Origin of the sequence: Sediminicola sp. 1XM1-17, from assembly GCF_037203765.1 — a bacterium.
In the GTDB taxonomy this organism is placed as follows: domain Bacteria; phylum Bacteroidota; class Bacteroidia; order Flavobacteriales; family Flavobacteriaceae; genus Sediminicola.
In genome coordinates this window covers 36,678-57,207 of the sequence record NZ_JBBCAS010000011.1, presented here as the reverse complement: position 1 = coordinate 57,207, position 20,530 = coordinate 36,678, and the positions used below count along the sequence as shown (strand labels likewise).

At 40.7% G+C, this 20,530-nt stretch carries 21 protein-coding genes; 8 read left to right on the top strand and 13 right to left on the bottom strand.

Features of this window, described 5'->3' with window-relative positions:
• Nucleotides 1–243: 243 nt before the first annotated feature.
• The 6 genes from WAA86_RS14475 to WAA86_RS14450 all read left to right on the top strand — a co-directional run bounded on the left by WAA86_RS14475 (nt 244) and on the right by WAA86_RS14450 (nt 6,516).
• A complete protein-coding gene (locus tag WAA86_RS14475; protein ID WP_337301734.1) occupies nt 244–720 on the top strand; it encodes a hypothetical protein in 477 nt (158 codons plus the stop codon).
• Nucleotides 721–1,165: 445 nt separating this feature from the next.
• Entirely contained in the window at nt 1,166–1,351 is a 186-nt protein-coding gene (locus tag WAA86_RS14470) for a hypothetical protein (protein ID WP_337301733.1), read from the top strand.
• Nucleotides 1,352–1,455: 104 nt separating this feature from the next.
• The gene (locus tag WAA86_RS14465; RefSeq protein WP_337301732.1) at nt 1,456–1,773 is read left to right on the top strand and encodes an HPF/RaiA family ribosome-associated protein; all 318 of its coding nucleotides are present in this window, start codon (nt 1,456–1,458) and stop codon (nt 1,771–1,773) included.
• Between the two features lie 417 nt (nt 1,774–2,190).
• A complete protein-coding gene (locus WAA86_RS14460; protein WP_337301731.1) occupies nt 2,191–3,144 on the top strand; it encodes a hypothetical protein in 954 nt (317 codons plus the stop codon).
• A gap of 165 nt (nt 3,145–3,309) precedes the next feature.
• Entirely contained in the window at nt 3,310–5,079 is a 1,770-nt protein-coding gene (locus WAA86_RS14455; protein ID WP_337301730.1) for an ATP-dependent nuclease, read from the top strand.
• A 159-nt stretch (nt 5,080–5,238) separates the two neighbouring features.
• The gene (locus tag WAA86_RS14450) at nt 5,239–6,516 is read left to right on the top strand and encodes a DUF2130 domain-containing protein (protein WP_337301729.1); all 1,278 of its coding nucleotides are present in this window, start codon (nt 5,239–5,241) and stop codon (nt 6,514–6,516) included.
• 88 nt (nt 6,517–6,604) lie between these two features.
• Here WAA86_RS14450 and WAA86_RS14445 read toward each other — a convergent pair whose 3' ends face one another.
• Nucleotides 6,605–8,242, bottom strand: a complete 1,638-nt coding sequence (locus WAA86_RS14445) for an ABC-F family ATP-binding cassette domain-containing protein (RefSeq protein ID WP_337301728.1) — start codon at nt 8,240–8,242, stop codon at nt 6,605–6,607.
• Between the two features lie 138 nt (nt 8,243–8,380).
• On the opposite strand from WAA86_RS14445, the gene WAA86_RS14440 reads away from it, so the two are divergent.
• Nucleotides 8,381–9,280 (top strand): DMT family transporter, encoded by a 900-nt coding sequence (locus WAA86_RS14440; RefSeq protein ID WP_337301727.1) that lies wholly within the window; start codon nt 8,381–8,383, stop codon nt 9,278–9,280.
• Between the two features lie 13 nt (nt 9,281–9,293).
• Here the strand turns inward: WAA86_RS14440 and rimO are convergent, their stop codons facing one another.
• Nucleotides 9,294–10,595 (bottom strand): 30S ribosomal protein S12 methylthiotransferase RimO, encoded by a 1,302-nt coding sequence (gene rimO / locus WAA86_RS14435; RefSeq protein WP_337301726.1) that lies wholly within the window; start codon nt 10,593–10,595, stop codon nt 9,294–9,296.
• 123 nt (nt 10,596–10,718) lie between these two features.
• Here rimO and WAA86_RS14430 point away from each other — a divergent pair, with 123 nt between their 5' ends.
• Nucleotides 10,719–11,822: a serine hydrolase domain-containing protein gene (locus WAA86_RS14430; protein WP_337301725.1), complete on the top strand. Its 1,104-nt coding sequence runs from the start codon at nt 10,719–10,721 to the stop codon at nt 11,820–11,822.
• A gap of 14 nt (nt 11,823–11,836) precedes the next feature.
• Here WAA86_RS14430 and WAA86_RS14425 read toward each other — a convergent pair whose 3' ends face one another.
• The 11 genes from WAA86_RS14425 to WAA86_RS14375 form a co-directional block, all read right to left on the bottom strand.
• On the bottom strand, nt 11,837–13,522 hold the full coding sequence (locus tag WAA86_RS14425) for an amidase family protein (protein WP_337301724.1): 1,686 nt from the start codon (nt 13,520–13,522) through the stop codon (nt 11,837–11,839).
• 5 nt (nt 13,523–13,527) lie between these two features.
• Nucleotides 13,528–14,382, bottom strand: coding sequence for a DUF2911 domain-containing protein (locus WAA86_RS14420; RefSeq protein ID WP_337301723.1), 855 nt, complete (start codon nt 14,380–14,382; stop codon nt 13,528–13,530).
• A complete protein-coding gene (gene ftsY, locus WAA86_RS14415; protein WP_337301722.1) occupies nt 14,379–15,341 on the bottom strand; it encodes a signal recognition particle-docking protein FtsY in 963 nt (320 codons plus the stop codon). Before ftsY ends, WAA86_RS14420 begins: the two co-directional genes overlap by 4 nt.
• Nucleotides 15,342–15,430: 89 nt before the next feature.
• Nucleotides 15,431–15,586: a DUF4295 domain-containing protein gene (locus tag WAA86_RS14410; RefSeq protein ID WP_337301721.1), complete on the bottom strand. Its 156-nt coding sequence runs from the start codon at nt 15,584–15,586 to the stop codon at nt 15,431–15,433.
• 6 nt (nt 15,587–15,592) lie between these two features.
• Entirely contained in the window at nt 15,593–15,775 is a 183-nt protein-coding gene (rpmG, locus tag WAA86_RS14405; RefSeq protein WP_337301720.1) for a 50S ribosomal protein L33, read from the bottom strand.
• 21 nt (nt 15,776–15,796) lie between these two features.
• Nucleotides 15,797–16,033 (bottom strand): 50S ribosomal protein L28, encoded by a 237-nt coding sequence (rpmB, locus tag WAA86_RS14400; protein ID WP_062053089.1) that lies wholly within the window; start codon nt 16,031–16,033, stop codon nt 15,797–15,799.
• Nucleotides 16,034–16,106: 73 nt separating this feature from the next.
• Nucleotides 16,107–17,354: a competence/damage-inducible protein A gene (locus WAA86_RS14395; RefSeq protein ID WP_337301719.1), complete on the bottom strand. Its 1,248-nt coding sequence runs from the start codon at nt 17,352–17,354 to the stop codon at nt 16,107–16,109.
• On the bottom strand, nt 17,354–17,692 hold the full coding sequence (locus WAA86_RS14390) for an Hpt domain-containing protein (protein ID WP_337301718.1): 339 nt from the start codon (nt 17,690–17,692) through the stop codon (nt 17,354–17,356). The genes WAA86_RS14395 and WAA86_RS14390 overlap by 1 nt, the downstream gene beginning before the upstream one ends.
• Nucleotides 17,692–18,303, bottom strand: a complete 612-nt coding sequence (locus WAA86_RS14385; RefSeq protein ID WP_337301717.1) for a fumarylacetoacetate hydrolase family protein — start codon at nt 18,301–18,303, stop codon at nt 17,692–17,694. Before WAA86_RS14385 ends, WAA86_RS14390 begins: the two co-directional genes overlap by 1 nt.
• Nucleotides 18,304–18,386: 83 nt before the next feature.
• Nucleotides 18,387–19,163 carry an exonuclease domain-containing protein gene (locus WAA86_RS14380; RefSeq protein WP_337301716.1) on the bottom strand — a complete coding sequence of 259 codons (777 nt, stop codon included), beginning with the start codon at nt 19,161–19,163 and terminating at the stop codon, nt 18,387–18,389.
• A 102-nt stretch (nt 19,164–19,265) separates the two neighbouring features.
• A complete protein-coding gene (locus WAA86_RS14375; RefSeq protein ID WP_337301715.1) occupies nt 19,266–20,504 on the bottom strand; it encodes a DUF481 domain-containing protein in 1,239 nt (412 codons plus the stop codon).
• Nucleotides 20,505–20,530 lie beyond the last annotated feature (26 nt).

Below are 20,530 nucleotides of genomic sequence, written 5' to 3'. Positions count from 1 at the left end.
TGCCCCAAAGTATAGACAGAAGGTCCTTTGCCACCTACACCCAAAAACCTACCATATATACCGCTCTGTATACCATAGCTACTGAGTTGATAACTTCCTACAAAATCATAGAAATTTAGCTAAAATATGGAGATAATATGTTCTATATTGCTTTTGCAAAAAACATATATATAGGATATATGGACCGAGTTGACAGTAAGTGTTAGTGGTCTATAAATTAACCGAAGACACCCTCTATTACATATGATGAAAACGATTATTATTCTGGCTATTTCAATTCTATCATTGACCTTCTGCAACGCTCAAAAAATTGAAATGAAAAAGACGTTTGTTGGCTACAAATACTCCCAAAACGGGAATACGCTATCTTTCTCTGAACTATCTGATACTTTAATGTCGAACAATGTATCATTTGAATTAATAAAGAAAGCGAAAACAAAAGCTATTTTTTCGACAGTTTTAAGTGTAATCGGTGGAGGATTGACTGGATATCCAATAGGAACAGCACTTAGGGGTGATGACCCTAATTGGACTTTAGCTGGAATAGGCGTTGGCTTTTTTGCCATCGGAGTACCCATAGCTATTAGCGCAGACAAAAACGTTAAACATGCTGTGGAAAATTACAATTCTTCTTTAGATCAAACAGCCTTTAAAAATATGAAGCCTGAATTAAAAATTGTTGCAAATTCTCGAGGAGTCGGATTACAATTGAATTATTAATTATCTAGGCATAACGAGGCCTAATATCCATCCACATTCCATTCAAAGAGGTTTCGACGCAGCCTTTCTTGAGCGCAGTCGAGAGGTCCTGACAGTGGCACCATCACATTTATTTCTGTCCCCTCGAGCGCAGTCGAGAGGTTTGGACAGTGACAATGCCACCTTTATTTGTCCCCTCGAGCGGAGTCGAGAGGTCTGTTAAGCGGCATCGTTACCATTAATGGTCCCCTTCTCCAAAAAATTCCGCTGCATTGCGGATAATCTTCATTTTAAAATTTCAACCCCCTAAGACTCTGGAAGACAAATTAATAACCTTATAATTAGGTGATTACCTCACTTTTGGGAATGCCCATTGTTAACTTATTCTCCAGATTTTAAGAAAGTCTTAATACACTTTGCGCTATAAATTTTTATACTGCGGGTTAACTTTTAAAAACAATTATTTATGAGTACTACTTTTTTGCTTACAAAGTCAAAAGGAATGACCAAAACAGTAGCAGAATTCTCCAAACAAGAAAATCAAAGCAACAAGGAGTTCCGTGAATTTATCAGGGAACAAGTTTTGGAGCGCAGAAAAGAGGGATTGGATGTATTTAAATCCCCAAGACCAGGAGATGACCAAAGGAACTAAAATCTTCCTATCCAGATCGGATAAAGAAGAAAATTACATTGAATTAAAAGGCTATTTAGGATTGCTAAATAGCCTTTTAGAAATTTAAGCAAAAAGCATAGCGTATGACAATTCAAATTAATACCGACAATACTATTTCTGGAGAACAGAGAAGTGAAGAATATTTTTCCTCCCTAATCGCCGAAGCTCTGCAAAGGTTCGATTCCCATATTACCAGAATTGAGGTACACTTAAAAGATGAGAATGGAAAAAAAGATGGTTTCAATGATATCTCCTGTCTGATAGAGGCCAGGATTGAGGGCAAGCAACCCATTGCGGTCACCAATCAGGCAGATTCCGTAGAACAGGCATTGACAGGGGCAATTGACAAAATAAAATCCGCAGTTGGGACCGTTATTGGAAAAATGCAACAACACCAATAGCAAAAACACTACTATTTAAAAAATAAAAGGCAGCTTGGGCATCTTCATGTCCAGGCTGCCTTTTTTTTGTCCCCTCGAGCGCAGTCGAGAGGTCTGGCCAGTGGCACCGCTACCTTTTTATTGCCTCCTACCCTTTCTCCTAGATTTCCTTCCCTATTACGGAAAACCGTAAGGAAAATTGAGTTGTTATCCGCTTCTTTGTAATCCTAGATAAACAACATGCAAATTGTAACCCAAAACCAACCAAGTACACTCCAAAACCCACAATTCCTACAACGTTCATAACTTCCTACAAAATCATAGATTTTTAGCGAAAATTAGAGGTAATATACTCTATATTGCTATTGTAAATTAAAATATTGGATAAAGTGAAGGTGTCTACTTTATGCAGTAGTTGTAGCATATTTAAACATAATAATGAACAGATATAAAATCATAATACTTGCATTAATTTTTTCTACGCCGATTTATAGCCAAATTAACTCGTCCAAAGTTGCATTTGTTTCATATTGGTCCATTGGAGATAGTTATGATTTTAATGTTTCTAAAATAAAACAAAAATGGAAAGACGGAAATCTAACTAAAGACGAACATCAAAATTACATTGCCAATTTCACTGTCCTCGACTCAACTGATAAGTCATACACTATTAATTGGAGCTATGAAGTCGACCTAGGGAGTACTTATAAAATACCAGAAAAATTGGTGGAAAAATTTTCTAAATACAAGTTGAATAAAATAATTTATAAAACTACAGAACTTGGTGAGTTCATTGAAATACTGAATTGGAAAGAAGTTGGAGACATAATGAATAATATGTTTGACGACCTTATAACATTCCAAGGGGAGGAGAATGGAAAGCAAATAGATGCTTTAAAAACAGCAATGCAACCGCTGAAACAAATTTATAGTTCGAAACAAGGAATTGAGCAATTAGTTGTTAAAGAATTACAATATTTTCATCAATTAATGGGCTTGGAATATGACATTTCCGAACCAATAATATACGAAGAGTCATTACCAAATATGTTTGGTGGTAATCCTATAAAAGCACAAGCCAAACTTTATTTTGAAAACGTGGATTTTACAGAAAGCTATTGCACTGTAAAACAAGAATTAAGTATGGATCCAGAAGACACAAAGGAATTGTTAAATCAACTATTTGTGCTAATGAAACTTGACGATAAAGAAATTGGAAGAGCACTCGAAACAGCAGTTTTTAAAGTAGAAGATAGAAACACTTATGAATTTTATTATAATCCTGGTATACCTCATAAAATAGAAACAATTAGAGAAACAGTAGTGGATATAGAAAGGGAAAAAGCAAGAAGTTTAGACAAAACTATTATTGAATTAATCTATTACAATTAAAAAACATGCTACAACAAGGGCTATAATTCATTGTGGCATCATGCAAAAAACTAAAATAGAAACAACCAAACGGCCTGATTTCATAAGTGGGCAATTCTACGACGTTCCCCACAACGAAATCATAGCCTAGGCGTTGTATGCTATTTGACAAAAACCAAGAATTGAATGAAAATATTTGATATTACAATAAAAAACTTCAGAGGGATTTCAGAATTACAAAGATTAAAAGTTGGAGAAATAAATTCATTTGTTGGAAAAAATGATTCAGGAAAATCAAATATTCTAAAAGCACTAAATACATTCTTTAATGAAAGATTTGAGCATAATGATGTATTTAAAGGAATTCAAGAAGGACAAAAAACAGAAATAATTTTAAGATTTGAACCAAATGAAGAAGTGAATTCACTAGCATTAGATTCAGATGGCAAAATTCACCTTAAAAAAATTTTTGAATTTAATTCATCAGGAAAAGTCGTAAAAACCTTTACATATATCTGCAATGATTTGAATAGTTCAGATTATTCTAATTGTTGGGGAATCAAGGAATCAGAAATTAACGCCTATTGTTCATCGCTAGGAATAGATTATTCACGTTCAGGACGTGGAGTTACTAACCTCTCAAAAATTGATTTAATTAATGATAATACAACTGCATTAGGTCGTATTGAGAAAGAACACGAAGCGTATGATTTTTTGAAGAACATTAAAAAACAATATGATTTCGTTGAGTTACCTGTGTATTCATTATTTGATGCAGAGCAAGATTTAAATATTGGTTCAACAACTTTTCAAAATCAATTCAAGCCAATTGCTACAGAATCTTTAGACAAAAGTGCAAATCTAAAAACTCAAATAGAAACTAATCTAAAAACAGATTTAGAAACAGAATTTTCAACCATTACAACCTTAATGCAGAAAAATGTTCCCGATTTAGAACGGATTAACACTTCGCCTGTTTGTAACTGGGGAAACCTTGTTAAGTTTGATCTATCTTTAAAGTTTCGTTCAGATAATTTTGATATTCCTATATCTAATAAAGGAACTGGTTTTAAAAGATTATTAATGGTTGCCTATTTTGAGTATCTAGCTCAAAAAAACACTAAACAACATCAAATATTTGGTATTGAAGAACCTGAAACATTTCTTCATCCAGAATTACAACACGATTTACTGACTTCAATAATTGAATTATCAGATAATAGTCAATTTTTTATTACAACGCATTCACCTGTCTTTGCTGGCTCAACAAGAGATTCAAACATTGTAGTAGTAAAGAAAGAAAACGAAGAATCTAATTACTATAATTTCGAGAACGAACACGAAATATTAGATATAGTAATACAAGAGTTAGGTATAAAACCAAACTATAATCTACTAAATGACAATTACCGAAAAGCAGTTTTTGTTGAAGGAAGTGGTGATGTCAAATTTTGGGAAATTGCATTTGAAAAAATTAATGGAAGTTTACCAGAAGATTTACTTTTTATTCCTTGTGGTGGAGACCAAGTGGACTTTTTTGTAAATGCTAGTTTATGTCAAAAAATAAATAGAAGATTCGTAGTCATTTTAGATTCTGACAAAGGTGCAATTGATTACGAAAGTAAATTAGCAAATAAAGCTAGCTTAATAGAAAAAGTCGAAAATCTAGGAGGAGTAGTTTTGATTTTGCACAAAAGAGAAATTGAAAATTATTACTCAAAAGATGCTATTCAAAGAGTTTTAGGTAATGTTTTTCAATTACCAGCTGAATTTCAAATTGGAGAATATTCAGATATAAAAGAAGAAATAAAAACACATATAGTTGGTGTAAACTTTAAAGCAAAAAACAATCTAGATGTGTTCAATGAAATGACTAGGGATGAATGGATTCAATCTGCAGTTTCTATGAATGGGACAACAGATATAGAATCAATAATAAATACAGTAATTGAATAAAAAACGGCACAAAACAATGCTAAAAGTAATTGCTAGATATTGCCTACTTCTGAAAATCTTTTTGGATTTTCAGATTGGTGTGTACTTGTAAACTTAGGTGTTAAACCACGCAACTACTCATAGCCGAGACATTATAGTGCATTTAAAATAAAACCGAATATGAACGAAATTATTTGTCCAAATTGTAATAAAGCCTTTAAAGTAGATGAAGCCGGCTTTGCTGATATTCTTAAGCAAGTTCGCGACCATCAATTTGAGGAAGAACTAAATAACCGACTTGCTCTTGCGGAAAAGGAAAAAGTAAGTGCAGTTGAACTTGCCAAAGCAAACTTAAGAAACTCATTGCAAGAAGAACTGGCAAAAAAGGACAAAGAACTAACTGAATTAAAAACCAAAAGCGATACTGAACTTGCTGAAAAACTAGCAAAAAAAGAAACAGAAATCGCTGAAATGAAATCCCTAATTCAAAGTGCCGAAATTCAAAAAAAGCTAGATGTATCTGAAGCTATTAAGGCAATAGAAAAAGAACGTGACAATCTTGCTAATGATCTAAAAATTAAAGAAACAGAAACACAGTTACTTGAAAAATCTATTAAAGAACAGTTTACAAATAAACTTGTAGTCAAGGATGAAACCATCAGAATGAAAGACGATGAAATTGCTCGTTTGAAAGACTTTAAGCAGAAACTTTCAACAAAAATGGTTGGTGAAACATTGGAACAACATTGTGAAAATCAATTCAACAAACTACGAGCAACAGCTTTTCAAAATGCCTATTTTGAGAAAGACAACGACTCAAGTGGCGGAAATAAAGGGGATTTTATATATAAAGAGACTGACGGTTCAGGAAATGAAATCATTTCAATTATGTTTGAGATGAAAAATGAAAATGATGAAACTGCAACAAAAAAAAGAAACGAAGATTTCTTTACAAAGCTCGACAAAGACCGTAAAGAAAAAAACTGCGAATATGCCGTTTTAGTTTCCCTATTGGAATCAGAAAATGAATTTTATAATACTGGAATAGTTGATGTTTCCCATAGGTTTGAGAAAATGTATGTAGTACGCCCTCAATTTTTTATACCCATTATTACACTTCTTCGTAATGCAGCCATGAATTCATTAAAATACAAGGCTGAACTGAATTTAATAAGGAATCAGAATGTTGATATTACCAATTTTGAGGAAAAAATAGACAACTTTAGAAAAGGATTTGCTTACAATTATGATTTAGCTAGTCGAAAATTTAAGACAGCAATTGACGAAATTGATAAAACAATATCTCATCTTCAAAAAACAAAAGATGCTCTATTATCATCAGAAAACAATTTGCGCTTAGCGAACAATAAGGCAGATGATTTAACTATCAAAAAGCTAACTCATGGAAACCCTACAATGAAAGCTAAATTTGATGAGCTCGGTAATAGTGCAGAATAAAAAACACACCATAACATTGATTAAATTGGACACCAACGTAAAGTAATGCCCATTTTAAAATATTTAAAGGCATAGGCTGCAGAGCATCCTAGGCCTTTAGATCTATCTCTTTTAAGTTCTCTATCCTATTGCGGATCAGGAAGGCATCAATGGTCTCAAAATGTTCTATCACCCTTTTCTCCTTAAACTCAAATACCTTTTGGCTCAAGCCCTGCAGGAAGTCACGGTCGTGGGACACCAGGATCAGGGTACCATCAAAGGACAATAGTGCCTCTTTCAACACGTCCTTGGATTTCAGGTCCAAATGGTTGGTAGGCTCATCCAGAATCAACAGGTTTACCGGTTCCAACAATAGTTTTACCATCGCCAGTCGGGTTTTTTCCCCTCCGGAGAGTACGCTTACCTTTTTCTCCAGATCGTCCCCACTGAACATAAACCTGCCCAAAATATTTTTGATCTGGGTACGGATATCCCCTTCGGCCACCTCATCCACGGTCTGGAATATCGTCAAATCCTGATCCAACAAGGCCGCCTGGTTCTGGGCAAAATACCCCACTTTGACGTTATGGCCCAGGGAACATTCCCCTTCAAAATCGATCTCACCCATAATGGCCTTGATCATCGTAGACTTTCCTTCCCCGTTCCTACCCACAAAGGAGACTTTCTCTCCCCTGCTGATGGACATATTGGCATCCTGGAACACCACATGGTCCCCATATTTTTTGGTAAGGCCGTTGACCGTTACGGGATAATCCCCCGAACGGACAGACGGTGGGAAACGCAATTTTAGGGCCGATGTATCGATCTCATCAATCTCAATGATCTGTAATTTCTCCAACATCCGCTCCCTTGAGGTCACCTGGTTGGTCTTGGAATAGGTCCCCTTGAACCTGTCTATAAACTGTTGGTTGTCCGCAATAAACTTTTGCTGTTCCTGGTAGGCCTTAATCTGATGGGCACGCCTGTCTTCCCGCAATTGCAGGTAGTGGGTATAGTTGGCCTTATAATCATAGATACGGCCCATGGTCACCTCTATGGTCCTATTGGTGATATTGTCAATAAAAGTCTTATCGTGGGAAATGACCACTACGGCCTTGGCCTTGTTCAATAAGAAATCTTCCAACCAGATCACAGATTCTATATCCACGTGGTTGGTAGGCTCATCCAAAAGGATCAGGTCCGGCTTTTGCAACAAGATCTTGGCCAGCTCTATACGCATACGCCATCCCCCACTGAACTCACTGGTCAGCCTTCCAAAATCTTCCCTTCTAAAACCAAGCCCCCTCAGGGCCTTTTCCACTTCGGCCTCATAGTTGATCTCTTCCAAAGCGTAGTACTTCTCCCCCAGGTCGGACACCTTGCCAATGATGTTCATATAGGCGTCGGACTCATAGTCGGTCCTGGTTTCCAGTTCTTTGTTCAGGCGGTCCATTTCGTCCCGCATTTCAAAGATTTCCTTAAAGGCCTTGGAGGCCTCTTCAAAGACGGTGCAGTTATCATTGGTGAGCAAATGCTGTGGCATATAGGCGATGACGGCATCCTTGGGAAAACGGATATGGCCACGGGTGGCCTTCTGCTCCCCTGCGATGATCTTCATCATGGTGGATTTTCCCGCGCCGTTCTTCCCCATTAGGGCTATTTTGTCGTTCTCATTGATGACAAAAGATACATCGCTAAAAAGCGTATCTCCACTAAATTCTACTGCAATTGCGTCTACGGAAATCATGGTTTTTTCTTTGAAGCTGCAAAACTAAAAAAAAGCGGGTCACCACAAAGAAATAGGAGGCTATAATGCACTCGTTCAAGCAATAAAATTCTGATCGCCGTATGTCATAATTTACTACATTAGCGGCTTTTACAGCTCATGACCAAGCCTAGAATAGCCCTATTGATCGGAATTTTTGCGATCTCTGTTTATCCTATCCTGATCAAGCTGGAGCTTACTCCAGGTGTGATTTCGGCCTTCTACCGTATGGCCATATCCCTAGCCCTAATTCTCCCTTATGCCTGGTATACCAAACAGTTGGGCCTACCCTCTATGAAAATTCTGGGTCTTGCCGCCCTGAGCGGTATCCTTTTTGGATTTGATGTGGCTACTTGGAACATTTCCATCCTGGCTTCAACTGCCACCCAGGCCTCCTTGTTGACCAACCTGTCACCCGTATGGGTAGGAATCACCACCTTTTTGTTTCTGGAGAACAAACCCACCAAGAATTTTTGGATCGGGACCCTTATTGCCTTATTCGGCATGGTAACCTTAGTGGGATTTGGGGTATTTGCTACCTTTACTTTTGATACCGGATTTATTTTTGGGGTACTGTCCGGAATATTTTATTCGGGTTACCTCATGGTAAGCAAGGTGGTACTTGAGAAGGTTTCGGTAATTACTTTCATGACCTATAGCCTTATGGCCTCTTCGCTCTGCCTAGGTATCCTAAGTTGGTTCTGGGACCAGCCCTTCGGAGGGTTTTCCAATATGGCATGGTTATTACTTGGCGTACAAGCGGTCGTATGCCAGTTGTTGGCCTGGTTGCTTGTAAGTTTTGCTTTAAAACACATGAAGACTACCAGGGTATCCCTTGCCGTATTGAGCCAAGCCTTGATCACTGCTTTTTTGGCCTGGATCTTCCTGAACGAGACCATTACACTACAGATGATCCTTGGGGGAATAATTCTTCTTTTTGGAATCCGCGTTACCTTTTACAATAAGCCTATAACAATAAAAAGGAGCCACTGGCTCCCTTTATTAAAAATGCGGTATTAAGGTAAATCCTTTATTACACAGGTTCGCCGTACAGGTCAAAATCTGCCGCTTCGGTGATCTTTACATTGGTGAACTCCCCTATTTTTACGTAGTGTTTTGCAGCATCTATCAGCACCTCATTGTCCACATCCGGTGAATCATACTCGGTACGACCTACAAAGTAAGGTCCCTCTTTACGGTCAATAATACAACGGAACGTCTGTCCCACTTTTTCCTGGTTCAGCTCCCAAGAAATCTGGGATTGTATTTCCATAATTTCGGCTGCGCGTTCCTGCTTTACATCCTCTGGCACATCATCCTCCAACGTATAGGCATGAGTATTTTCCTCGTGACTGTAGGTAAAGCAACCCAAACGTTCAAAACGCATTTCCTCTACCCAACTTTTAAGGGTTTGGAAATCTTCCTCCGTTTCCCCCGGATACCCTACGATCAAGGTAGTCCTTATGGTCATTTCTGGTACTGCTGCCCTAAAGTCCTGCAAAAGTTTGGTCGTTTTTGCTTTGGTAGTACCACGACGCATGCTTTTTAAGATTGGATCCGCAATGTGCTGCAACGGAATATCCAGGTAGTTGCACACTTTTGGTTCTTGGTTCATCACATCCAAGACATCCATTGGGAAGCCGGTTGGGAAGGCATAGTGCAAGCGGATCCATTCGATCCCCTCCACTTTTACCAATTCCTTCAGCAGCTCTGCCAAATTTCTCTTTTTATACAGATCAAGACCGTAATAGGTCAAATCCTGAGCGATCAACACCAATTCCTTCACTCCTTTGGCGGCCAGTTTCTCAGCCTCCTGAACCAAATCCTCAATAGGGGTGCTCTTGTGCTTCCCGCGCATTAGGGGGATGGCACAAAAGGAACATGGTCTGTCACAACCTTCCGCTATTTTGAGATAAGCGTAATTTTTAGGGGTGGTCGTTAAACGTTCCCCGATCAGCTCATGTTTATAATCGGCACCTAAGGCCTTCAATAGATTGGGAAGGTCACTGGTCCCAAAATATTCGTCCACATTGGGAATTTCTTTTTGTAGGTCTGGCTTATAACGTTCACTTAAACATCCGGTTACAAATACCTTATCAACAGTACCAGCCTCTTTCTTCTGCACATACTCCAAAATGGTGTTTACGCTCTCCTCTTTGGCATTGGCGATAAAACCACACGTATTGATAACCACAACATTACCTTCCTCTTCATGTACCACCTCTTTATTGTTGGCACGCAACTGTCCCATGAGTACTTCAGAATCGTACACATTCTTGGAACATCCTAGGGTTACTACGTTGATCTTGTTCTTTTTAAGTGATTTTGTCCGCATGTTTTTTCTAAATAGTGTGCAAAAATACGATTTGAAAGAAGAATGGCATCGTATTAAGACTAATATTAACGTTTTTACGTTATACTATTACCCCTAATCTTATCCAAATACCAACCTACTGCTATGAAAACTAACTCATTACCCCTATACCTACTGGTCATTTTAACCTTGATGGCCTGCTCCAAGGATACGGAACCCGATACCGTTGCCATCCCTGAACCGGAACCTGAAAAACAATTACTATATTTTCCGCCCATAGGCGGGGATACCTGGGAAACCACATCCTTGGAAGACTTGGAATGGGACGAGACCCAGGTGGCTCCTTTATATACCTTTTTGAAAGACAATGGGACCAAGGCCTTTATTATTCTCAAGGATGGTAAAATTGTCTTGGAGCAGTATTTCAATGGTTTTTCAGCTACAGAAAACCACACATGGAATTCTGCCGCCAAAACTTTGACCGCATTTACCGTGGGACTGGCATTGGAGGAAAAATTATTGTCCCTAGAGGATTCGTCCTCAAAATACATGGGCTTGGAATGGTCATTATTGACACCGGAGCAGGAACAAAAGATCAGTATAAAGCATCATCTAACCATGACCACGGGCCTCGATTTCAAGGTGACCAATAGCTTTTGTACGGATCAGGAGTGCCTCTTGTACAAAAATGAGCCCAATACTTTTTGGTATTACCACAATGCGCCCTATACCCTTTTGGACGAAATAATCTCGGGAGCAGTACAACAAGAATTCAAGACGTATTTCAATTCCAAGATAAGGGATAAAATTGGCATGCAGGGAACATGGATCAAAACTGGTTACCTCAATCTGTTTTTCAGCAATGCCCGGAGTATGGCCAGATTTGGCTTGTTGAATTTAAACGAAGGCACTTGGGATGAAACTCCCATCCTTTCCAACAAGGAATATTTTAAGGCGATGACCACATCTTCCCAAGCTATGAATCCCTCCTATGGCTATCTGTGGTGGCTCAATGGAAAAAGCAGCTTTAGGATTCCCGGTTCAGAAGAATCCTTTCCCGGTAAGTTGATACCCGATGCCCCGGACGACCTCGTGGCCGGTTTAGGGGCCAATGACCAAAAACTCTACGTTGTCCCCAGTAAGGGATTGGTGATCGTAAGAATGGGAGACGCTGCCAAGGGCAGTGAATTGGGCCCCACCACTTTTGACAATGACCTGTGGATCCGATTGAATACCCTGATTAAGTAGACGTATGCTGTTTCCTAATTTTTATAATTTTCTGGCATCTTTCGCACTTTGGTGCCCGCCTCATAGGCGCGACCCAGCTCCAGTAATTTATCCTCTTGGAACTGCTTGGCAATAAACGTTAGACTGATGGGCTCTCCCGTTTCCTTATAACCCATAGGGACCGTTAAGGCTGGATATTTGGCCACCGCGGCGTATCCTGCATGGTAGTTGTTGATGGATAGGATGGCGTCCAGATTCTCCTTGTCCAGGGCAGTATCAAAAAACACCCTTCCCGTTTTTTCCAAGCTGTTTTTTATCTCCTCCAGGCCTTCTGCGGTGGTCGTATCGGCCATAATACCCTCAAAAAGGGATTGTCCGTAGGGAATACGTACCAAGGAATCCATATTGTTAAAGGCGATGGCATCCTGGATACTGCCAATTTTTACCGCATCCTTATTTTTTACCTGGGTATTTAAGTAAACAGGTAGGTCGTTCTTCATATCCAAATTCAAAATACTGAGAAAACCTTCCATCTTCACATTTGGCGGTGTGAACACCACGATTTCCGCTCCCAGCTCTTTTAGTTTCTCCACCGTATTTTTATAGATCGCATTTTCTTCCAATAGGTTGGAAAATACTCCAAGTCGCTTTCCCTTTAAAGAGGAACCCTTGGTTGTTTTGCCCATATAATCTGTTGGGGCTTCCACCGATTTCAGATCCGAAGGGTCCTTGCCCAGCATGGCCGATAACAAGATGGCATTGTCCACCACATTTTTGGTCATGGGACCAGGGGTATCCAGCGTACTGGAAATGGGAACGATCCCCGAACGGCTCAGAAGGCCAATGGTTGGCTTGAGGCCCACGACTGAATTTTGGCTCGATGGTGACAAGATGGATCCGGATGTTTCCGTACCCACGGCAGCCACGGCATAATTGGCGGCAACAGCGGTACCACTACCCGCGCTGGAACCTCCAGTCTCAAATATCTTTCTGCCATAAGGGTTCAAGGTCTGCCCTCCAACGGCGCTATAGCCCACAGGGCAACCGGAACATAAGAAATAGGCCCATTCGCTAAGGTTCACCTTGCCCAAAATAAGGGCCCCGTTCTTCTTTAATTGCTCAACGATAAACGCATCATTGGTCTCATTGTCCATCAAGGCAATGGCCCCGGCCGTAGTATTCATACCTAAGGTATTGACATTGTCCTTTAACAAAATGGGCATTCCATAAATGGCATGGTGTTTTTCATTTGGAAATTTTTTGCGGAACTCGTCCATTTTACGGGCTTCGGCCACCACATCCTTGTTCAAGGCCAAAACGGTATTCAACGTAGTGGCATTATCAAGTTCGTACTTGTATATTCTTTTCAGATAGAAAAGCACCAATTTCTCATAGCTCAGTTTGCCCTCCTTGATATAGTTTTGCAAGGTGGGAATATCCTGTTCCAAGACCAAGGGTTTGAGACTTTCGTATTCCGTATCGGAAAATTTGGACACTTCATCATAGAGGGGCAAGAACACCTCATTCTTATCCATGACCTTGGATTGGATGAGCTTGTACCTCATTCTTTCTATTTCATGGTCCTTATTCGCTGCAACCTCAGCAGAATCGTTATAGGCCTCCCATAGCACCACGGACTCTTTTTCATTTTCTTGTTTTTGCTTGCAGGATGTAAATCCCAAGGTTATCAATGCCAGTGCCAAAATAAAGAGTCTTCCCATAGTTGCTAATTTTTAATGCTATTATTCCAATTCTTAATATTCTCTTGGTTCATCCGAACAAACTCGTCCTTCCCTTCCTTTGCTGCCAATTCCAATGATCTTTGGGCTGATAAAATTGCGGCCTTATAATCGAGCAATGCTGCTTCCACCAAGGATTTAACCCTATAAAAATAATAGGTATCGCCCCCTAGGGCAATAGCCTTATTCAGATAATCGAGGGCCAAGGAATACTCCATGCCCTGTTCCTGATAGTACCGTGCTGCCTCGTAGTAGGTCTGTGCCGTGGGGTTCTCCTGTAGCTGTTTATTGATTTCCTCTACCATCATACTATGGGTATCCACCGTCATGGGAACTACAATTTTGGTGTTCTCCCACACCCAGGCCATATCCAAGGAACTATGGGTTATATTTTCGAAGGTGATCAAAAAATTCTCTTGGAAATAAGGGATCTTTTCCGGGATAACGGACACCCTAAGCGCATCTTCCGCTGCATCATAGGCCGTTCTACCATCGCCCCAATGTGTGGTGTTGTTATGAAATACAATTTTCCAAACATCGGACTCCGGAAAGGCATAGAGGGCATAGGTACCTTTTAGAAGGGAATTCCCTAGTACTTTCATGTCCGTATCCAGGGTGATTTTGGTAGACTCATTGGCCCCTACCCGCCAAATACGGCCATAGGGTACGAGTTGACCAAAAATGGTCCTGCCCCTGACCGAGGGACGTGAATAATCCACTGTGATCTTGGAAAGGCCTACCTCCTGTTCCACTTGGGAAAAGGGACTGGCCTTGGGATGTGTTATTTGTGCATCGCTTGGGAGCGCTAGGCATATTAATAATATGACAAGTATCGATCTCAATTTTTACTGCCAAAAAATGAATCTACGAACTCGTACTTATTAAAAATTTGAAGATCCTCCATACCCTCACCAACACCTATATACTTTACAGGCACTTTAAACTGGTCGGATATGCCGATGACCACACCTCCTTTGGCGGTGCCATCCAATTTTGTTACGGCCAAAGAAGTGACTTCGGTGGCTTTTGTAAACTGTTTTGCCTGTTCAAAGGCGTTCTGACCTGTAGAGCCATCAAGGACCAGCATCACATCGTGGGGCGCATCGGGTACCACCTTTTGCATCACCCTTTTTACCTTGGTAAGTTCGTTCATCAAGTTTACCTTATTGTGCAAGCGTCCGGCGGTATCGATAATGACCACATCGGCACCCTGCTTCATGGCAGAACTCAAGGTGTCAAAAGCTACGGAAGCGGGATCGCTTCCCATGGCCTGTTTTACAATAGGGACATCTACACGGTCTGCCCATACCTGCAATTGGTCTATCGCAGCGGCACGGAAAGTATCCGCAGCACCCAATACCACTTTAAATCCTTGCTTTTTGAACTGATGGGCCAATTTACCTATGGTGGTCGTCTTTCCGGCACCATTGACACCAACAACCATGATCACATAGGGCTTTTTATCCTTGGGAACCACAAACTCTGTTTCCTCCCCCACATTGGTCTCCGCAAGTAGGCCCGCAATTTCCTCCCGTAAGATAAGGTTGAGTTCGTCCGTGCCCAGGTATTTGTCTCGAGACACCCTGGCTTCAATTCGCTCGATAATTTTGAGAGTCGTATTCACCCCTACATCGGAAGTCACCAAAACTTCTTCCAGATTATCCAAAACATCATCGTCTACCTTGGTCTTACCGGCAACGGCCTTTCCCAATTTTGAAAAAAAACTGGTTTTGGACTTCTCTAATCCCTTATCCAGGGTTTCCTTCTTCTCGGAAGAAAATATCTTTTTGAATAAACTCATTTTGATGTACTACTTCTATTACCCAAAGATATGAAAATAAAAAAGCTACTTTCGATGGAAAGTAGCTTTAAAATCTATTTTGGCAAGTTTTATTTCTGATTTGCCAACCATTCGTTTACAACTTCAGGAGCCATTACTGACTCAACGAAAGTGTAAGCACCAGTTTTTGGTGACTTTACCATTTTAATGGCTTTGGTTAATCTTTTTGAGCTTGTCTGTAAACTCGCTACGGTCTTCTTTGCCATGACGTATTATTTTATTTCTTTATGAACTGTCATTTTCTTCATGATAGGGTTGAATTTCTTAATTTCCATCCTATCAGGAGTATTCTTCTTGTTCTTGGTAGTGATATACCTAGAAGTTCCAGGCATGCCGGAATCTTTATGCTCCGTGCACTCCAAAATAACTTGGATCCTATTACCTTTCTTTGCCATTGTTATCTTTTTATTTACGGATTACTTAACCAATCCTTTTGCTCTTGCTTCTTTTATAACTGCAGAAATCCCCTTTTTATTGATGGACTTCAACGCCTTAGAAGTTACCTTTAGGGTTACCCAACGGTCTTCTTCAGGGATATAAAAACGTTTCTTAGAAAGATTTACATCAAATCTTCTCTTGGTCTTGTTAATGGAAAAAGACACGTTGTTACCAAACATAGCTTTCTTTCCAGTAATTTCACAAACTTTTGACATTTCGCTACTTTTAGTGTGATTTTAAACAGGCTGCAAATTTATATCTTTTTTATCGGAAGGCAAAATTCTTTTTTCACAATTTTAGAATTTCTTTTTGCAAAAGCTCAAAAGATTTGTTCACGGCCTTCTGAACAATGCGTTCCCGATGGTTTCCCATCATAAATTTTTCCACATAAACACCTGATGGTGAGGCTACTGCTATAAACACAGTTCCCACATCGGCATCAGAGTCTCCTTTTGTGGGTCCGGCGTTGCCCGTCGTGGCTATTGCAAAATCTGTCTTGAAAAGTTGCCTTACATTCTCCGCCATGGCCTTTACAACGGGTTCACTGACCACAGAATGGTCATTTATGATCTCGTTGGGCACCTGGAGCACGTTTATTTTGGCTTCTGTGGCATAACTGACCACACTGCCCTTAAAATAGGCCGATGCCCCCGGTACAGAGGTGATCCGCTCAGCGATGGCACCTCCGGTGCAACTTTCGGCAGTAGCCAATGTCAGCCCTTTCTTTTTCAATAACTTTCCCAACAATTCTTCCAGTGCACCATTTTGGTCCTCCCCAAAGATAATATCCCCGATGATGGCGTGTAGTTTGATGATCTCTTCATCAACAGCCTTGGCGATCGCCTCCTTGTCCGTTCCCTTGGCGGTCAACCGAAGCCTTACCTTCCCTAAATTGGGCAGATAGGCCAATTTGATAAATGGCGGCAGGGAGCTCTCCCAATGTTCTATTTTTTCTGCAATGGCGCTTTCCCCTACTCCGTACGTGATCAACGTCCTATGCAGAATAAATGGCCTATGGAATTCGTTGACGATTCTGGGAATAACCTCGTTCTGCACCAACCCCTTCATCTCAAAGGGTACTCCGGGCAGGGATACAAACACCTTTCCATGGTTTTTGATCCACATCCCCGGGGCCGTTCCATAGGCATTCTTTAGCACGATGGCCTTGGAAGGCACCAATGCCTGCCTACGGTTCATATCTGAAATTGGGGTGGTAATGTACTTTTTGAAAAGCTCTTCCACATGAGCCAACACCTCTTGACTCTCCACTAAGGTGTCACCAAAATACTCACAAAAGGTGAGCTTGGTAATATCGTCCTTGGTAGGCCCTAGACCACCGGTGACAATAATAACATCTACCCTGGACTCGGCCTCTTCCAAAGCCTTGAGGATATGGCTTCGCTCATCCTGCACCGAAGTGATCTGATAGACAGACACTCCTATCTGGTTCAGCGCATTGGCAATATAGGCAGAATTGGTATCAATAATCTGTCCAATGAGGATTTCGTCCCCAATGGTGATAATTTCTGCCAACATTATAAATCGAAATCTTTTTTAAGCTCGGATACTACTTGATGGATATCTTTTTGCAACAACGGAAACAATTTTTCAATCTGCGCCCCATTTCCCTGTGTCTTTCCCAAGGTTTCTATTTCCAATGCATTGGCCCGCGTCTGTTCCATCCCCAAAAGGTCCACATTGGGCTTAATCTTATGCGCCAACTGGTAAATGTTGGGGTAATCCTTTTTTTCTACAGCCTGTTCCAACAACTCCAGATCAGTGGGCACCTCATCCAAAAACACAGCTATTACGGAGTTGATGAATTCCTCATCTCCTTCCGCCATCTCATTCAGTTTATCTAAACTATATATCATTATCTTATTTTTACCGTAAATAGTTCCTCATTTTCCAGCCTACCTGAAAGGTAGTCATTTGTCTCAATTTTTCCTACACCCGCTGGGGTTCCTGTAAAAATTATATCACCTTTTTTCAACATAAAATACTTGGAAACATAGGCGATGATTTCGTCTATTTTCCACAGCATCAGACTGGTATTACCCTCTTGCACGATGGTTCCGTTTTTGGAAAGGGTAAATTGCAAATTGTTCAAATCTTTGAAATTGCTCTTTGGCAGCCAATTCCCCACAACGGCAGCCCCGTCGAAACCCTTGGCCTTTTCCCACGGCAACCCTTTTTCTTTTAGCGCCGATTGCACATCCCTGGCCGTAAAATCTATCCCAAGTCCAACCTCGTCATAGTATTTATGGGCAAACTTTTCTTCAATATGCTTCCCCACCTTCTTGATCTTTACCAGAACTTCCACTTCATAATGCACATCCTTGGTAAACTCAGGAATATAAAAATCCTGTTCCTTGGGCAAAACCGAAGAATCGGGTTTTATAAAAACCACTGGATCTGTAGGCCTCTCATTGTTCAATTCCTTAATATGGTCGGCATAGTTGCGACCTATACAAATGATCTTCATGCTCTTGATTCAATTATTAACAACCCGCAATTCCCTTGGAAGTTTCTACCGGGCCAACCCCAAAATAAAGACAAAGATTGTTTTTACCCTAATTTATTGTTCAGCTTGCTCAGTTTTATTTGGGTAAGGACCTTTTTTGTATACAGCGGGAAATCGGCATTCAATATCCAACCGAAATACCCCGGTTCCTTTTCCAGCACATCATGAACTTTTTTTCCTTTGTGCTTGCCAAATGAAAAAATCTCCTCCCCGTCTTCATCCAGCCCTATAAAGCCCGCAAAATCTACGGATTGCCTATGGGTGGAAAATTCAGCCAGCTTTTTGATGTTGTTCTCCAATTCCGGATACCTTTCCAATTGGGACAACAACACTTCATAGGTGGCATTGGTATCTGCCTCCGCACTGTGGGCATCCGTTAGATCCTTTCCGCAATAGAATTTAAAAGCGGCCTCCAAGGTTCTTTTTTCCATTTTATGAAATATGGTCTGCACATCTACGGAAACCGTATTTTTCATATCAAAATCAATATCGGCACGAAGCATTTCTTCTGCCAATAAGGGGATATCAAAGCGATCTGAATTGAAACCTCCCAAATCACTGTCCTTGATCATCTTATAAATTTCCTTGGACAACTCCTTAAAGGTTGGCTCATTGGCCACCTTTTCATTGGTAATGCCGTGAACGGCAACCACCTCATCAGGAATATGCATTTCTGGGTTCACCAGCCATGTTCTACTCTCCTTGTTGCCATTGGGATATACTTTTAAAATGGAGATCTCTACGATGCGGTCCTTGGCCACATTGATTCCTGTTGTTTCCAGATCAAAAAAACAGATGGGTCTTGTCAGGTTTAATTGCATGCTTTTCTATGATTTCTACAAAGATAGTTTTTAGAAATAGAGGATGAAAAATTTACCCTTTATATTCGATAAATTCCAAAATACCCTAAAATACATTTCGGATCACAGACGTGTGTTGATAATATTGTTGAAGGCAGAACCGAACGTATAGCTGATCCCCACCCCAAAACCGATCTCAAAATTGGTAGCAATCTGCTTTTGCTGCAAGAGCACATCCTCGATGGAGGCTGAACCAGCGGGCAGATTGATCTGGTCTTGGATCAATTTGAGATCCCCTGAAAAGCGGACGGAAAGCCCTTTTAGGATGCGGATGGACAAATAGCTGTCCATCTGCAACCGGTTCTTGGACCAGTCGTTCAAAAAGCTCGAAGCCACAATCCGGGTAAAGATATTGCCCCAAGGCTGCCGAAAACGCAACTGTACGTCGACAGAATGACTGAACAAAGATTCCTTGTCCTTCCCAAATATGGTGGTCTCCATATAATCATTGAAAATATATCCGATCTTGTAAGCAAAGACTATCTCCCTTCTCAATACCTCCCGATATGGAAATATATTGTATTCCAGGGCCGGACGCAGGTCCAAGGAAACATTGAGATTGGTATAGGTATCGTGTCTTGCACCCCCAAAAATACCGGCAGACCAATGATCCGATAGGCTGCGCACAACGCTTCCAAAACCAGAGTACCGTTCCCGTTCACTGGCAAACTCCTCCCCATCATTCTCAAATTTGCTACTAAAACGGTTCATTTCCAGATCGGCACGAATACGCCATTTCTCCGTAACCCTATCGCTTTCAAAACCCAGCTCGTACCTAAATTGGTTCCTACTGGCTTCACTGTTGACATCCACTTCGCCCCGCACCTCAAAGATCCAGTTGTTCCATGGATCGTCAAAGTTGATATCCTGACGTTCCTTTAACCCCTCCTTGGTAATGGAGTAATCTATATTATCTGCCACATCGGACTGTATGACATATTTCAGCAGTCCGGTCTTTATCCGTTGCACCAGTCCTTTGCGAACCTCATCGGAGGACATGTTGGCGGTGGTATCATAGGAAAGTTCATTTTCCAGATCGGCAAAACTTCCCTCCCCGGTAAATTCCAGCCTATAGGTTCTGCCACCGCTCCCATTGGCGATATCGTAAATAAATAGTTTAACATTGGCCAATCCCTGATCGCGAACGTGGCTTATAAAATTGATCTCCTGCTGTATGTACCGCTTTTCACAGTTACAGTCCAGGAACATCTTTATGGATTCTTTTTGGGGAAATACGGCAATGGGTAGAAGTAATAAAATAAAAAAGCAAAGCCCTTTCATCATCGGGAGACGAGAATACATGAACGCGATAAAATTTTGTTTGAGGC

Bases quoted from the DNA above. Each gene is read 5' to 3' on its own strand.
- WAA86_RS14450 (WP_337301729.1), top strand. From the start codon at position 5,239: ATGAACGAAATTATTTGTCCAAATTGTAATAAAGCCTTTAAAGTAGAT.
- WAA86_RS14390 (WP_337301718.1), bottom strand. From the start codon at position 17,692: ATGATATATAGTTTAGATAAACTGAATGAGATGGCGGAAGGAGATGAG.
- WAA86_RS14455 (WP_337301730.1), top strand. From the start codon at position 3,310: ATGAAAATATTTGATATTACAATAAAAAACTTCAGAGGGATTTCAGAA.
- WAA86_RS14445 (WP_337301728.1), bottom strand. From the start codon at position 8,242: ATGATTTCCGTAGACGCAATTGCAGTAGAATTTAGTGGAGATACGCTT.
- WAA86_RS14475 (WP_337301734.1), top strand. From the start codon at position 244: ATGATGAAAACGATTATTATTCTGGCTATTTCAATTCTATCATTGACC.
- rimO (WP_337301726.1), bottom strand. From the start codon at position 10,595: ATGCGGACAAAATCACTTAAAAAGAACAAGATCAACGTAGTAACCCTA.
- WAA86_RS14375 (WP_337301715.1), bottom strand. From the start codon at position 20,504: ATGTATTCTCGTCTCCCGATGATGAAAGGGCTTTGCTTTTTTATTTTA.
- WAA86_RS14385 (WP_337301717.1), bottom strand. From the start codon at position 18,303: ATGAAGATCATTTGTATAGGTCGCAACTATGCCGACCATATTAAGGAA.
- WAA86_RS14425 (WP_337301724.1), bottom strand. From the start codon at position 13,522: ATGGGAAGACTCTTTATTTTGGCACTGGCATTGATAACCTTGGGATTT.
- rpmB (WP_062053089.1), bottom strand. From the start codon at position 16,033: ATGTCAAAAGTTTGTGAAATTACTGGAAAGAAAGCTATGTTTGGTAAC.
- WAA86_RS14410 (WP_337301721.1), bottom strand. From the start codon at position 15,586: ATGGCAAAGAAGACCGTAGCGAGTTTACAGACAAGCTCAAAAAGATTA.
- WAA86_RS14430 (WP_337301725.1), top strand. From the start codon at position 10,719: ATGAAAACTAACTCATTACCCCTATACCTACTGGTCATTTTAACCTTG.
- rpmG (WP_337301720.1), bottom strand. From the start codon at position 15,775: ATGGCAAAGAAAGGTAATAGGATCCAAGTTATTTTGGAGTGCACGGAG.
- WAA86_RS14460 (WP_337301731.1), top strand. From the start codon at position 2,191: ATGAACAGATATAAAATCATAATACTTGCATTAATTTTTTCTACGCCG.
- WAA86_RS14440 (WP_337301727.1), top strand. From the start codon at position 8,381: ATGACCAAGCCTAGAATAGCCCTATTGATCGGAATTTTTGCGATCTCT.
- WAA86_RS14395 (WP_337301719.1), bottom strand. From the start codon at position 17,354: ATGTTGGCAGAAATTATCACCATTGGGGACGAAATCCTCATTGGACAG.
- ftsY (WP_337301722.1), bottom strand. From the start codon at position 15,341: ATGAGTTTATTCAAAAAGATATTTTCTTCCGAGAAGAAGGAAACCCTG.
- WAA86_RS14380 (WP_337301716.1), bottom strand. From the start codon at position 19,163: ATGCAATTAAACCTGACAAGACCCATCTGTTTTTTTGATCTGGAAACA.
- WAA86_RS14470 (WP_337301733.1), top strand. From the start codon at position 1,166: ATGAGTACTACTTTTTTGCTTACAAAGTCAAAAGGAATGACCAAAACA.
- WAA86_RS14465 (WP_337301732.1), top strand. From the start codon at position 1,456: ATGACAATTCAAATTAATACCGACAATACTATTTCTGGAGAACAGAGA.